Raw genomic sequence first — 13,590 nt, 5'->3', positions numbered from 1 at the left:
TATGTTATCCGATCCTTTCTGTCATCAAATCAGTCTCCATTATAGCAAAAAAGCTGCATTTCATCTTCTTCAAATGAAAATACAGCTCCTTTTGATGTAAATACGAATCAACATTTTGTTTACGATCCGCTTTTATTCGGTTTTTCTTTCTTTGCCGGAACAATGTCGTGAATCGCTCCTGTTTCAAACAACGTGATAACATCATTGAGCCAGCTGTAAAATTCTTCTGCATCCCGCAGCTTTTCCAAATCATGCTCGACTTTTTTGATCGTTTCGCTGTAGTGGGCATCATTTCGCAAATCTTCAAGCCGCTTCTTTGTTGCAGCGATCGCTTCCCGGTTCGATATGACCGCATGCCGCCAACGGTCGATAAATACTTCGGTGAAAGATTTGTACCAGTCGTCTTCCGTTTTATACAGATCTTTTCTTACACCTTTTTCCCAGACACGCTCAACCATATGTGCTTCAGAAAGCTGCCGGATACAAGTGCTCATACTCGTTTTGCTCATCCCTACTGATTCGCTCATGTCATCTAACGTCATCGGCGAAGTTGAAAAAAACACATTGCCGTAAACTCTGCCAGCGGATGATGTAATATTATACAAATGAATATTTTTCGCTATTTCTGTGATAAACGGTTCTCTCGCTTCTTCTAAAAGTGCTTCTTCTTCTTCAAAACCCCGTGTTTCCGGCATAGTTTTCCTCCTTCGAAAACATTCTACCAGTCATCTTACCAAGCAATCAGTAATGGAGAAAGTATGATTAAGTCATCTGAACGAGAGCAATCGAGCGCAATCAAAAGAAACTCGGCTATAATTTCTGTACAGTTTTTTCTGAACGTTCTTTTCGTAACTTATGCCCTTTATATCCCGTTTGATATTCAGACTTATAACCTTTATAGTAAAAAAGGTCGAAAGATGGCGACGGTGTTTACAACTATGCACCTAAAAAGCTTAAGTTTTGGTTTCTATCTGTTTAAAAACGGGTAGTAGTACCTCAATGAAGAATACTAAAAAAAGAGGTGGCTGACGTGTCAGAAATTAAAGTGGAGGGTTTAACCAAAATATTCGGCAAGCGTCCGAAACAAGGCTTAAAACTCCTCGATGAAGGAAAAACAAAGGACGAGATCCTTGAAGAAACCGGTTTGACGGTCGGCGTTAACAAAGCTGACTTTGAAGTTGATCAAGGAGAGATCTTTGTCATTATGGGGCTTTCCGGAAGCGGAAAATCCACGCTCGTTCGTCTGCTTAACCGACTGATTGAACCTACCGGCGGTAAAGTATGGCTGAATGACGAAGATTTGGCAGCAATGGATGACAAGCAGCTCCGTGAAGTCCGCCGCAAGAAAATGGGCATGGTCTTCCAGAAGTTCGGCTTATTCCCGTTTCGCACCATTCTCGACAATGTCGTATACGGACTGGAAGTCCAAGGTATTTCCGAAGAAGACCGGATGCAAAAAGCGCAAAATGCTTTGGAACTGGTCGGCCTAAAAGGTTATGAGAACCAGTATCCGGATCAGCTCTCCGGAGGTATGCAGCAGCGTGTCGGCTTAGCCCGCGCACTCGCGAACGACCCGCCGATCCTGCTTATGGACGAAGCTTTCTCCGCACTGGATCCGCTTATTCGTAAAGACATGCAGGATGAGCTCTTAGATTTACAGACGAAAATGCAAAAAACGATTATCTTTATCACGCACGACTTAGATGAAGCCCTGCGAATCGGTGATCGGATTACGATCATGAAAGACGGTGCAATCGTCCAAGTCGGTACACCGGAAGAGATTTTGACCAATCCAGCGAACGACTACGTTGAGCGGTTTGTGGAAGATGTCGACCGTTCCAAAGTCTATACAGTCAAAAACATCATGGTTCGCCCGGAAACCGTAAACTTGGAAAAAGACGGCCCGCGTGTCGCCCTGCAGCGCATGCGCGATGCTGACATTTCCAGTATTTACGTGACGAATAAAAACCGCGAACTCGAAGGCATTTGTCATGCTGCTGAAGTTTCTGCTGCGGTGAAAGAAGATGCGAAAGACTTGCGTCCGCTTCTGCACACAGAAGTGCCGACAGTAGATGAAGAAACGCCTGTTCATGACGTCTTCGATATGGTATCAACTTCTAACGTGCCAATCGCAGTAGTTGATGAAAACAACCGTCTGCGCGGTATTGTTATTCGCAGTAAAGTACTTGCCGCACTATCCGGAAAAGAGGTGAACCTTGATGCGTGAGACATTTGACGGACTTTTAGACTTTCTTCCCCGTATCCCTCTGGGTGATACGATTGAAGCCTTTGTTGATTGGCTGACGAATGCTGAAGCATTCTTTAACGGTTTACGAGGCGGTATTGCCGGCGTAACGAATGGTTTTTTATGGCTATTAGAACTGTTGCCTGCCGTTATTTTAATTCTATTATTAACCGGGCTCGCTTACTGGGTTGTCAGAAATCAGGAGAAAAAATGGGGCTTGCCCTCATTGGTATTCTTCGGGTTGCTCTTAATTCACAGCCTTGAGTACTGGGACGATTTAATGTTAACCTTAGCATTAGTATTAACCGCTACTGCAATCTCTATTGTTATCGGTGTTCCAGTCGGAATCTGGATGGCGCGAAACAACTACGTACAAATGATCATTACACCGGTCCTTGACTTCATGCAGACGATGCCGGCCTTTGTTTATCTGATTCCGGCCGTCGCCTTTTTCAGTATCGGTATTGTACCAGGTGTTGTTGCATCCGTTATTTTCGCGATGCCGCCGACAGTCCGGCTGACAAACTTGGGGATCCGCCAAGTACCGACGGAAATGATCGAAGCAGCGGAAGCGTTCGGTTCGACACCGAACCAAAAACTCGTAAAAGTCCAGCTTCCGCAGGCGCAAGTTACGATCATGGCCGGGATTAACCAAACGATCATGCTCGCATTATCGATGGTTGTTATTGCTGCAATGATCGGTACCGACGGACTCGGCCGCGAAGTTTACTACGCCGTCGGGCGTAACGATATCGCGATGGGCTTTGAAGCCGGCATCAGTATTGTTATTTTAGCGATTATGCTTGACCGCATGTCGCAAGCATTTAACCGCAACGCAAAATAAATTTGGTTTTCTCCCTTTTATCAAAAGGGTAACTATAAATGATAAGAAGTTACGTTAAGTAAACTATTATCAAAAGGAGAGGGTCAATTTGAATTTTAAAAGTAAAGCAGGTCTAATCGCAGGTATGTCGCTTGGACTCGTTGTTGCTGGTTGTGGAGACGCTGAAAATAATGAAAATAACGCGCCGGAAAACGACAATGCCAACAATGTGAACAATGAAGAAAACAATAACGCTGACAATGGTGAAGAGGCTGCTGGTGACTACGGTGAGGAATTAGACTACACTATCACCGGTATCGACGCCGGCGCCGGAATCATGTCAGGTGCTGAACAAGCTCTGGAAGATTACGGCTTGGAAGACTGGAGCGTACAGGCAAGTTCCGACGCTGCGATGACACAAGCTCTCGCAGATGCGTATGAGAACGAAGAGCCGATCATCGTAACAGGCTGGACACCGCACTGGAAGTTTAGCGATTTTGATTTGAAATTCCTCGAAGATCCAGAATTAGCTTTCGGTGAAGCAGAAGATATCGAAACGTTTGTCCGTCAAGACCTTCAAGACGAAGAGCCTGAAGCTTATGAAGTATTGGATAACTTCAACTGGGAAGGCGAGCATATGAACGAAGTCATGCTTGAAATTAACGAAGGTGCAGACGAAAATGAAGCTGCCCGCAACTGGGTTGACGATAACGAAGATCTCGTCAGTGAATGGACAGACGGCGTGGACGAAGTCGACGGCGGCGAAATTGAACTTGTCCTCGTAGCATGGGACTCTGAAATTGCTTCGACAAATGTTGTCGCTACAGTCTTAGAAGACATTGGCTATGATGTTACTTTGACACCGCTTGAAGCAAACCAAATGTTCCAAGCTGTAGCTGACGGCCAAGCCGACGGCATGGTTGCCGCATGGTTGCCAACTACGCACGATCATCTCGTTGAAGACTTCGGTGATGATTTAGATAGCCTCGGAGTTAACCTAGAAGGTGCTCAGACAGGTTTTGTCGTTCCAGAATACATGGACATCGACTCGATCGAAGACCTTCAATAAATATCTCTGACCCGCTCTCAGCTGAGAGCGGGTTATCTTTATTGATCGTCTTTTCTGAAACCCCAGCCGTATAATCACGTCTAACGGGGTAAGCTCGACTATATTTTTAAAAATGAGGGATATGTATGAAACGCACTTACGGATTAACAATCGGGCTCGGGCTTGTCCTGATGATGGCTGCTTGCGGTGATGACAATGCGAATACGGACGACACAGAGCCAAACGAGAATAATGAGGTAACCAGTAATAACGAAAATACAGAAAATAATAATGAAAATATCAATGAGAATAACGGCAACAGCTTGAATAACAACGAAAACGACGATGAAACGGAAGAAAATACTGAGAACAATAACGAACATAACAGCGAAGAGAATCAGCAAAATGACGATAACAACGATACAAATGAAGCCGATGCTGACACGATTGATGACGTTTCGTTATTTTTTATTGACGATCAAGCGTTAAATCTTTACCGGGTTCCGAGCGGAGAAACGGTTGAAATGTCTGCAGAAGGCGCTGAAGAGACGTTTGAGATGTGGCTTGAAGGACCTGAAAGTGAGGAACTTTCACCGATCGCCCACGAAGATACGGAGTTGGACTATGTAGAATTTCACGATGATACCGCCCACGTCTCCTTTACCGAAACGATTTTGGACTCAAATGTCGGGGCATCGACCGAAAGTATGCTTGTCGATCAAATCGCTTTAATGATGGAACAATTCGATATGGATGAAACTCTCATTCTCATTGAAGGCGAAGATGCCGGCGACTTCCTCGGTCATATGAACTTGTCTGAACCGGTTGAAGCCGGCGACCCTGATGATTACAACGTGTTTGAAGAATAAAAATTTAAACCCGGCTTTATGACAAGCCGGGTTATCACAGTATGTGTATGTTCAATTTTACACAAAATTCGTTAAGAAAAGAGGCTGATTTTATTGTTACAACCCGTGAATCATATTGTTATGCATACTTATCCGGGCTTAATAGCGTTAGTAACCGCTAAATCCGGCGATACAGCCAATGTCATGGCTGCCGGGTGGCATTCATACATGTCTGCTGATCCGCCTATTTACGGTGTTGCTGTCGCAAAAGAACGTTTTACACATCATCTCATTGTCGAGAGCGGCGCATTTGCTGTTAATTTCGTCTCTGCTGATTATACATCTCTAATTGACGGTTCAGGCAAACTGAGCGGCTACAACGGCGATAAATTTCATCGCATCGGTTCAAACTGGTTTCCCGGCGAGAAAACATCCGCACCGATTATGAACGAAGCGTATATTGCTTATGAATGCGAAATAATCGAAAGCCGCACGTACGGCGATCACGACTGGGTCTCGGGAAATATCACGCAATTTTATCAAGATAAGCCGTCATTTTTCGAAAACGGGCAACCCAATTTCGACAAATTAAAGCTTCCACTGTTTTTTGGCAACTCAGAATACTTAATCCCCGATCACGAAACTGCCCGTAAAAAAATGAAGGATTTCACTTAAATCTTCAGCTTGCACCTGCTTATGAAAGCTTCGGGCGCAAGCTTTTTTCTGTTCCGTATTCACGCGTTTCCCTCCGCCGCAACAGCCTCAGACTGTTTAGCGTTACCAGCAGGGTCGCTCCCATATCTGCTACAATAGCAATCCATAACGTTAATAAGCCAAACGGCACAAGCAGCAAAGCAAAGGCCTTTAAACCAAGTGCAAACAAAATGTTTTGCTTAATAATCCGCATCGTTTTTCTGCTCAAACGGATCGTTTTCGGTATTTGGCTCAAGTCGTTTTTCATTAACGCCGTATCTGCCGTTTCCAGCGCCGTATCTGTTCCGGCTCCCATAGCGATGCCAATGTCAGCTTTCGCTAAAGCCGGCGCGTCATTAATCCCGTCCCCCACCATTGCAACTTTATTTCGATTTAAGGCGAGCCTCTCCAATTCCGTCAATTTATCCTCCGGCATCATTTCCGCATACACATCCGTTAAACCGAGTCCTTTAGAAATCGCCTGTGCCGATACTTTTTGGTCACCGGTAAGCAAAACCCGCTTGTTTATCTTCAGCTCAGCCAAATCTTGCATCAGCGCAGCTGCATCTTCACGCAAACTGTCTTGCAGGGCAAAAACTCCCGTAACCCGCTCGTCAATTACTGCAATCACGGTTGTTTTGCCGCCTTTTTGCAGCGAATCAACCAGCGCGTCAACTTCAAAACTCCAAGCTTGCGGCAATATTTCTTGAATCCAGTGCGGATTCCCTGCCCGAATACAAATACCGTTCACGTAACCTTCTACCCCTTTGCCGAGGTGGGTTTCAACATTTTCGACATGTAAATGGTCAGCTTGTTCGTGATTTGAAGACGCGTAGTTCACTACAGCTTTTGCTAACGGGTGAGTCGAATACGCTTCTAAAGCAGCTGTATACCGCAGCACATCCGCACCGTTGGATTGATCAACCGGCAAAAAATCCGATACTTCCGGTTCCCCTTTCGTCAAAGTGCCTGTTTTATCAAACGCTATCGTATTCAGCCTGCTCCACTCTTCCAGGTAAACGCCGCCCTTAATTAACACACCGTTTTTAGCCGCGGTGCCGATCGCAGTTACGATCGCCACAGGTGTTGAGATGACCAATGCGCACGGACAGCCGACAACAAGCGTGGCAAGCCCTAAGTAAACCCACTCGTTCCACGAAGCGCCAAAGATCAGCGGCGGGATGATCATAATTAAAAAGGCTAATAAAATGATCGCCGGCGTATAATAATAGGCAAACCGGTCAACAAATTTTTGTGCCGGAGCTTTCTCAGCTTGCGCTTCTTCAACGAGATGAATAATTTTTGCTAATTTGGAATCAGCCGCTTTTTTCGTTGCTTCAACGTATAAAACGCCTTCTTCATTCAATGATCCGGCATACACGTGATCGCCGCTTTTTTTTACTTGCGGCATGCTCTCCCCCGTGATCGCTGCTTCATTGACGGCGGATCTCCCCTCTGTCACGTCTCCGTCCAGCGGAATTTGTTCACCTGATAGAACGACTAGCTTTTCCCCCGGTTCCACTGCAGATACCGGAACAGAAAAGGTGCTCTCTCCGCGCACAACTGTTGCTTCTTCGGGGCGCTGTTTCATAATTGTCCGTAACGATCGTCTCGCTTGGTCCATCGAATACGATTCGAGCGCTTCACTGACGGCAAACAAGACGACAACCAGTGCGCCTTCTCCCCACTCGCCGATCAGCGCGGCACCGATAACAGCAACCGTCATCAGCGTTTTCATATCAAAGATGAGCGAGCGAAGGTTTTTCAACCCTTGGGCAAATAAATCGTACCCGCCGACAAGAATAGCTAAGAAAAACAGCAATACCGTTATCGTATGTGTTTCGCCGTTGAGAAAGTGAGAACCCCAGCCTGCCAATACAAAAACGGCAGCAATTGCGACTTGTATCCATTTTTTCTTCGTCAAAAACGCGGGTTCATCATTCTTTTTGTCCGCGTGCTTAACAGTGATCTGATCAAACGCACCGGCTTGTTCAATTTGCGACTCTGTAATATATCCTTTGACAGTCAATTTTTCTGCAGCAAAATTGACTGATGCCTCTTCAACACCAGGCAATTCTTGAACATTCTGCTCGAACCGAGCAGCACAGCTTGTTCAAGATAACCCGCTCAAATAAAACTCTTTAAGCTCAGACATTGTCTTTCACCTCCCCTGCATGCACTACTGCATTGATCACTAATTCTTTCACATGATCATCGTCAAGCTGATAAATCGCCAGCTTTCCTTCTTTACGGACACGCACAAGACCGAATTTTTTCATCGTCCGCAAATGATGGGAAGCAACCGCCGTCGAAATATCTGATAGTTGTGCTGCGTCACAAACACAAAGTTCAGATAACGTTAATGCATAGGCAATTTTTAAACGGGTCGGATCTGCGAGCAATTTAAACAATTCTCCCGCTTTCTTTATATCCTCTTGTGGTGTATTATTACGAATCAGTTCAACGGTTTTTTTATCAAATGAATAAACATCGCATGTTTCTTGACTCACGTCACCTCACCTCATTCAAATATTCATTTGAATATATTGTACATTTTCAAAGCTGAACATTCAAACAACTGTTTGAATGTTTCAAACTGACATGCTTTCGTTTTACACACTCGCCGACAATGATAAAATGTAAGCACGATCAAAAAAGGAGATTTTGCTATCCATGACTGACCAACCGTCCCGTTATACGTTTAACCATTTCGCTTTTGTTTTCGCCCCTTTTTGGCTCGGTTATCACCGGCTTTATCAATGGATTTTTGTGTATTTTTTATTTGTCCTGCTGATGCTGGCAATCTCCAGTTATTTCCCTTGGCTTTCAGCAGTCTTTTTATGGCCTGGCTGGCTCGAGCCATTATTTATCCTTACTTATATGGTGCTCCTTCACGGGTTTTTCGGCTTCGCGGCAACCAAATTAGCAGCCCTACGGCAAGAACGCCTGAATGAACAGGATGAAAACGGCCGGCCGAAAGTTCCGTTATTTTCAGCTCAAAACCCGTCTTTTTTAAGCGCAATTCTTTCGCCGCTCATCATAGGAGCTTTTTTTCTGTGGCCGTTGATGTTTACAGCCTTTTGGGAGTATAACCCTTCGGTTTCACCGGGTGTTTACACGTACGAAGACGACCGCTCTGTACCGGAGGGTCAATTAGACATCCGCCAACCTGCAAGCTATGAAAAGTACAACGACTTGATCAACCTTTATTTCCGGGCAGAAGAACCAATCGACGGAAAGTCATTTCGCTATGAGTTGTATTTTGCTGAGGAGCTGGACGAGGAATGGGCGATGATTCAAGAACAAGATTCAAACATTTTTTCCGGCAGAACGATATCGATGAGCCTGATTGACGCCGAGCGTCCTGAAACGGAAACCGGCTATTACCGCTTGAATGTTTATCTCGATGACGAGCGCGTCGCTGAAACAATGTTTGATATTTACTTGGAACAATACGAATAAAAAAGCTCCCGTCTACGGGAGCTTTTAGAGTGTAGACAAAGTCATGACATCGATAGATGTCATATTAAAAGGAACGGATGACGACGCATCGTTCTTCTTTGAATCGAGTGTTTTCATAATAAAGGAAGCCATGCATCCACTCCTCCGACGCCTCTGGGAAAGCAAGAGACGAAGATCCGTATTCGGCGGTCCATGGCCGCCGAATACTAGCTGAGTCCTTGCCCGGGGCAAGCGGAGGGTAGTGGCTGCGTGGCTTACGTCAAAATAATAATTTGTCTACAATCTGAAAGTTCCCTTTAACGGGAGCTTTTTAACCGACTTTTGTTCCGTTCGGAACCGGTTCATCGATATTTAACAGGACCACATCATCTTCGCCCGGCATACCGCCTAATATGAGAATCTCCGAAGAAAACCCGGCAATGTTCATCGGCGGAAAATTGACGACCGCCGCTACTTGCCGGCCGACAATATCCTCGGGTTCATATCTAGCGGTAATTTGTGCGCTCGATTGTTTCGTGCCGATCTCTTCGCCAAAGTCCACATACACTTTATAAGCAGGTGTTTTAGCGCGCGGAAATGGTTCTGCATTTGTTACCGTGCCGATCCGTATGTCCAATTGTTGAAAATCTTCAAATGCTGCCATCAGTATCCTCCTTCTTTTTACAGTGCAGCTCACGAACAATATCGTGCAGCAGATGCTTCTCTCGTTCACAGACAAACGACGCCTGCTCGAGATTATCCATCGTCCGGCGGTTAATATTTGCCCCGCTTAAGCGGACAGCCGCCGGGTTAATAATATCCATGAATTTACCCAGCAATTTTGTTTCGCTTCGCATATGTTCGAGCATCAGAAGCTGTCCGCCCGGCTTCAAGACACGGTGAATTTCGTTTAATCCCTGTACAGGGTCCGGAACAGAACAAAATACACAGGTTGTCACAACAACATCAAACGATTCCGAAGCAAACGGCAAATTTTCCGCATCTTCTTCCATAAGTTTAACCGGAAAGGAATGCTTCGCAACGGCTTTTCTTGCATACTTAAGCATGCGCGGACTGAAATCAACCCCGGTTAAAGATGTCACCGAAGACGGGTAATATGGAATGTTAATTCCGGTTCCGATACCGATCTCTAAAACATCACCGCTGCATTTTTCAAGAAGCTTCTCTCGCCAAGACGGTTTCATCATGTGATCCATGCGCTGAAACACAGGGGCATTACGATTGTAACGTTTTTTGATTTTGTCTGTTACAGAAAAAGGCTGTTTATAATTATTCAATTCCTCTCGCCTCCTTAATTTCTGCCCGCGTTTCACTTCGTTCTTTATGCAAAAAATTCCTGCTCAAATATGAGCAATTCACATACTTTTCGGTCCAGGGTGTGGACATTCGCTAAATATAACCTTATGATTGATAAAGGTTCACAAAATACGGTCCATTTGAAAGGAGGATATTCGGGAAAACCGGATACGAAACTATGCCAAAATTTCAGTATGAAACGAAAAACCCGAATATTGTTTTTTACATTTCCGCACCATTAGTCGCTTTATTTGTTTTATGGGGCTTTCTCGGCCCGGAATCACTCGACAGACTCTCCAATATCGCACTCGGATTCACCCTTGATAACTTCGGCTGGTTTTATATGCTTGTCACAGCCATTTTTATCGCCTTCATCTTATTTTTAGCACTCAGCCCGTTCGGAAAGTTAAAACTAGGGAAACCTGATGAGAAACCGGAATTTAAGTACATATCCTGGATCGGTATGCTTTTTGCTGCCGGGATTGGTGTCGGTTTCGTCTTTTGGGGCGTCGCTGAACCGGTACTTTATTTTTTCGATCCGCACCCTGATTATGTCAATGCCCCCGAAGGAGACCAAGCTGCTGCCGGACTGCGTTACGGTGTCTTTCATTGGGCGCTTCACCCTTGGGCAATATTTTCGATCGTCGGTTTAACACTGGCTTACGTGCAATTCCGCAAAGATCAGCCGGCGTTAATCAGCTCTGCTTTTCAACCGCTCATCGGCGATCGCGCATATGGAGCGTTCGGCAAAGGAATTGATACACTCGCGGTACTCGCAACTTCAACCGGTGTTGCAACAACGTTCGGTTTAAGCGCGTTGCAAATTACCGGCGGGCTTTCTTACCTTGTCGAAGGGATTCCGAATAACGCAACGGTCAACTTTATCATTATTATGATCGTTACCTTTTTATTCATCTTTTCGGCGGCCACCGGCGTTAACCGCGGTATTAAAGTGCTCAGCACGATCAATTTATTCATTGCCGGCATGCTGCTTTTATTTGTCATCATTGTCGGGCCGACTCTTTTTATCGCGCAAAATTTCGTCACAACAGTCGGCGGTTATTTAACGAATGTGACCCAGATGAGTTTAGATATGAATCCGTTTGGAGACGGAGAATGGCTCGGGGCAAATACGATCTTTTTCTGGGCCTGGCATATTTCTTGGGCGCCGTTTATGGGCATATTCATCGCGCGTATTTCCCGGGGAAGAACGATTCGGGAGTTTGTCGCAGGCGTCTTGATTGTGCCGTCGCTTCTTGGTGCGCTTTGGTTTACAACGTTCGGCGGCACCGCGCTCAATGAAGTGCTCGGCGGAAACGACCAAATCGGCAATCTCGTCATGGAAGAAGTGGAACTCGCGCTCTTTGCGATGCTCGGCGAGTTGCCGCTAAGCTTAATTACCAGTATCCTCGCTGTCTTTTTAATTTTGATCTTTTTCATTACTTCAGCTGACTCGGCTTCGTTTGTGCTTGGAGCGATGACTTCAGCAGGGAGTTTAAATCCAAAGCTTTCAATTAAAGTGATTTGGGGATTCCTCATTGCCGGAACCTCTTCCGTGTTACTGATCAGCGGCGGTTTAGAAGGGTTGCAAACCGCTTCAATTGTCGCAGCGCTGCCGTTTGCCTTTATCATGCTCGTTATGATTTTCTCGCTGTTACTGATGATGAGTAAAGATATGGTCAGAGAACGGAAAAAGGATAGATACCAAGAACGCAAGCTTGTCAAAGAGGAAGTTTACGGCGGAATGAAAGAAAACCTCTATGATGATTTCAAAGATGAAACGTACGATGAAATGAAAGAAGACGTGTATGAACAGGTAAGAGACGAAGTCTATGATGATTTTAAAGACGAAGCTTATGATGAGCTTAAAGAAGATGTGTATGAGCAAGTAAGAGAAGAAGTATACGATGACATTAAAGAAGAAGTGTACGAAGAATTCAAGGAAAAGATTTATGAAGATCTTCGTGACGATCTCGGAGAACAGCTGAACGGCGAGCTCGAACCGTCCGAAGAAACGGAAGATGACGATCAGAACAAAAAGAACAACGAATAAACCATACGCTGCCGCCTCGTTACCTAGAACGAGGCGGCAGTTTGTTGACAAAGTCATAACATCGTCAGATATCAACTTGTTTAAAGACTGTAAGACAACGTATCGTCCTTGTTTCAAACAGCGCGATTTCAATATTATCTACATAAGAAAGCCGCGCAGCTCCTCCTCCGACGCCTCCGGGAAAGCAAGAGACGAAGATCCGCCTTCAGCGGTCCGAGACCGCCGAAGGCTAGCTGAGTCCTTCCCCGGGGCAAGCGGAGGTTAGCGGCTGCGCGGCTCACGTCAAAATACTAGTCTGTCGACAGCTTGCCGCCTCGTTACCTAGAACGAGGCGGATTTATTGTATAAGCGAGATGCCGGCAAAAAAGCTCGCGATCGACCCTGCTGTGCTAACAGTCACGTAAATCAATGAATCTTTTGTCCGTCCTTGCGAGAATATTTGCACAGTATCGACGCTGAACGTCGAAAATGTTGTATACGCACCAAAAAAACCGACGGCAAAAAATAAAAATGAAGCCTCTGTTGAGAGCGTACCCTGCACTTCGCCAAAAAGCATCGCAAAAAAGATCCCTAAAGCAAAAGACCCCAACAAATTCACGGTTAACGTCGCATAAGGAAGACGCTGAGACGGAAAAAGGCTCCGGATAAGCAAAACAGTCGCATAGCGGGCAACTGCGCCTAATCCTCCGCCGACGGCCACGATTAAGATAGTCATGTTTCTCCACCGCTCCTTTTACGTGCGAGTTTTTCTCCTGCCTTCATCCCCAACACCGCAGCGATGATTCCTCCAGCGAGGGAAAAGCTGAAGTATGTCGCCGCATAATAAACGCCCGCTTGTTTCAGTAAAAACAGATGGTCAGCCGCAAAGGTAGACATAGTTGTAAACCCGCCGCAAAAACCGGTCCCTGCTCCTTCTTTCACGAACAGCGGGATCGTTTTTATTGCCGCCCATCCAGCCAAGAGACCGAGTAAAAAGCTTCCGGAAATATTTTCAATCACCGTGCCGACAGGAAATAAATAACTGTCTGTTGTTAAATGAATACCCCAACGAAACAATGTCCCAAGAGCTCCGCCGAGAAAAATAATCAGACTGATCGAGATGAATTTGCTGAAACTGTTCAC

General features: G+C 45.5%; 14 protein-coding genes and 1 pseudogene. 7 read left to right on the top strand and 8 right to left on the bottom strand.

Features of this window, described 5'->3' with window-relative positions:
• Positions 1–119: 119 nt before the first annotated feature.
• A complete protein-coding gene (locus tag EDD67_RS10735) occupies positions 120–695 on the bottom strand; it encodes a GbsR/MarR family transcriptional regulator (RefSeq protein WP_121440020.1) in 576 nt (191 codons plus the stop codon).
• A gap of 335 nt (positions 696–1,030) precedes the next feature.
• Between EDD67_RS10735 and EDD67_RS10730 the strand changes: the two genes are divergently transcribed.
• From EDD67_RS10730 to EDD67_RS10710, 5 genes are all read left to right on the top strand, one after another.
• A complete protein-coding gene (locus EDD67_RS10730) occupies positions 1,031–2,227 on the top strand; it encodes a quaternary amine ABC transporter ATP-binding protein (protein ID WP_093072497.1) in 1,197 nt (398 codons plus the stop codon).
• Entirely contained in the window at positions 2,220–3,089 is an 870-nt protein-coding gene (locus EDD67_RS10725) for an ABC transporter permease (protein ID WP_093072496.1), read from the top strand. Before EDD67_RS10730 ends, EDD67_RS10725 begins: the two co-directional genes overlap by 8 nt.
• Positions 3,090–3,177: 88 nt before the next feature.
• Positions 3,178–4,137, top strand: coding sequence for a glycine betaine ABC transporter substrate-binding protein (locus EDD67_RS10720; protein WP_242006030.1), 960 nt, complete (start codon positions 3,178–3,180; stop codon positions 4,135–4,137).
• A 125-nt stretch (positions 4,138–4,262) separates the two neighbouring features.
• Entirely contained in the window at positions 4,263–4,985 is a 723-nt protein-coding gene (locus EDD67_RS10715; protein ID WP_121440018.1) for a GerMN domain-containing protein, read from the top strand.
• A 93-nt stretch (positions 4,986–5,078) separates the two neighbouring features.
• Positions 5,079–5,639 (top strand): flavin reductase family protein, encoded by a 561-nt coding sequence (locus EDD67_RS10710; RefSeq protein ID WP_121440017.1) that lies wholly within the window; start codon positions 5,079–5,081, stop codon positions 5,637–5,639.
• Positions 5,640–5,658: 19 nt separating this feature from the next.
• Here EDD67_RS10710 and EDD67_RS10705 read toward each other — a convergent pair whose 3' ends face one another.
• The 3 genes and pseudogenes from EDD67_RS10705 to EDD67_RS10700 form a co-directional block, all read right to left on the bottom strand.
• Positions 5,659–7,479, bottom strand: a complete 1,821-nt coding sequence (locus tag EDD67_RS10705) for a heavy metal translocating P-type ATPase (RefSeq protein WP_371859242.1) — start codon at positions 7,477–7,479, stop codon at positions 5,659–5,661.
• Between the two features lie 177 nt (positions 7,480–7,656).
• A pseudogene (locus tag EDD67_RS14225) lies at positions 7,657–7,755 on the bottom strand (cation transporter); the annotation flags it as partial.
• A 49-nt stretch (positions 7,756–7,804) separates the two neighbouring features.
• On the bottom strand, positions 7,805–8,167 hold the full coding sequence (locus EDD67_RS10700; protein WP_121440015.1) for an ArsR/SmtB family transcription factor: 363 nt from the start codon (positions 8,165–8,167) through the stop codon (positions 7,805–7,807).
• Between the two features lie 163 nt (positions 8,168–8,330).
• Here EDD67_RS10700 and EDD67_RS10695 point away from each other — a divergent pair, with 163 nt between their 5' ends.
• Entirely contained in the window at positions 8,331–9,119 is a 789-nt protein-coding gene (locus EDD67_RS10695; RefSeq protein WP_121440014.1) for a DUF2628 domain-containing protein, read from the top strand.
• 310 nt (positions 9,120–9,429) lie between these two features.
• Here EDD67_RS10695 and EDD67_RS10690 read toward each other — a convergent pair whose 3' ends face one another.
• The gene (locus tag EDD67_RS10690) at positions 9,430–9,762 is read right to left on the bottom strand and encodes a tRNA-binding protein (RefSeq protein ID WP_121440013.1); all 333 of its coding nucleotides are present in this window, start codon (positions 9,760–9,762) and stop codon (positions 9,430–9,432) included.
• Complete coding sequence (locus EDD67_RS10685; RefSeq protein ID WP_121440012.1) at positions 9,749–10,396, bottom strand: class I SAM-dependent methyltransferase; 648 nt, start codon at positions 10,394–10,396, stop codon at positions 9,749–9,751. Before EDD67_RS10685 ends, EDD67_RS10690 begins: the two co-directional genes overlap by 14 nt.
• Before the next feature lie 197 nt (positions 10,397–10,593).
• Here EDD67_RS10685 and EDD67_RS10680 point away from each other — a divergent pair, with 197 nt between their 5' ends.
• Complete coding sequence (locus EDD67_RS10680; protein WP_121440011.1) at positions 10,594–12,468, top strand: BCCT family transporter; 1,875 nt, start codon at positions 10,594–10,596, stop codon at positions 12,466–12,468.
• A gap of 337 nt (positions 12,469–12,805) precedes the next feature.
• Here EDD67_RS10680 and crcB read toward each other — a convergent pair whose 3' ends face one another.
• Together crcB and EDD67_RS10670 are read right to left on the bottom strand one after the other, a co-directional pair.
• Entirely contained in the window at positions 12,806–13,183 is a 378-nt protein-coding gene (gene crcB / locus EDD67_RS10675; RefSeq protein ID WP_121440010.1) for a fluoride efflux transporter CrcB, read from the bottom strand.
• Positions 13,180–13,590 (bottom strand): fluoride efflux transporter FluC, encoded by a 411-nt coding sequence (locus EDD67_RS10670; protein ID WP_242006029.1) that lies wholly within the window; start codon positions 13,588–13,590, stop codon positions 13,180–13,182. Before EDD67_RS10670 ends, crcB begins: the two co-directional genes overlap by 4 nt.

Source organism: Salisediminibacterium halotolerans (genome assembly GCF_003814815.1).
GTDB classification, from domain to species: domain Bacteria; phylum Bacillota; class Bacilli; order Bacillales; family Salisediminibacteriaceae; genus Salisediminibacterium; species Salisediminibacterium halotolerans.
The sequence above is the reverse complement of the archived record's forward strand: the minus strand, read 5'-3'. Positions and strand labels throughout refer to the sequence as shown.

What these genes read in the sequence shown, in the direction of transcription:
- EDD67_RS10735 (WP_121440020.1), bottom strand. Translation starts at nt 695, where the DNA reads ATGCCGGAAACACGGGGTTTTGAAGAAGAAGAAGCACTTTTAGAAGAA.
- EDD67_RS10725 (WP_093072496.1), top strand. Translation starts at nt 2,220, where the DNA reads ATGCGTGAGACATTTGACGGACTTTTAGACTTTCTTCCCCGTATCCCT.
- EDD67_RS10715 (WP_121440018.1), top strand. Translation starts at nt 4,263, where the DNA reads ATGAAACGCACTTACGGATTAACAATCGGGCTCGGGCTTGTCCTGATG.
- EDD67_RS10695 (WP_121440014.1), top strand. Translation starts at nt 8,331, where the DNA reads ATGACTGACCAACCGTCCCGTTATACGTTTAACCATTTCGCTTTTGTT.
- EDD67_RS10690 (WP_121440013.1), bottom strand. Translation starts at nt 9,762, where the DNA reads ATGGCAGCATTTGAAGATTTTCAACAATTGGACATACGGATCGGCACG.
- EDD67_RS10680 (WP_121440011.1), top strand. Translation starts at nt 10,594, where the DNA reads ATGCCAAAATTTCAGTATGAAACGAAAAACCCGAATATTGTTTTTTAC.
- crcB (WP_121440010.1), bottom strand. Translation starts at nt 13,183, where the DNA reads ATGACTATCTTAATCGTGGCCGTCGGCGGAGGATTAGGCGCAGTTGCC.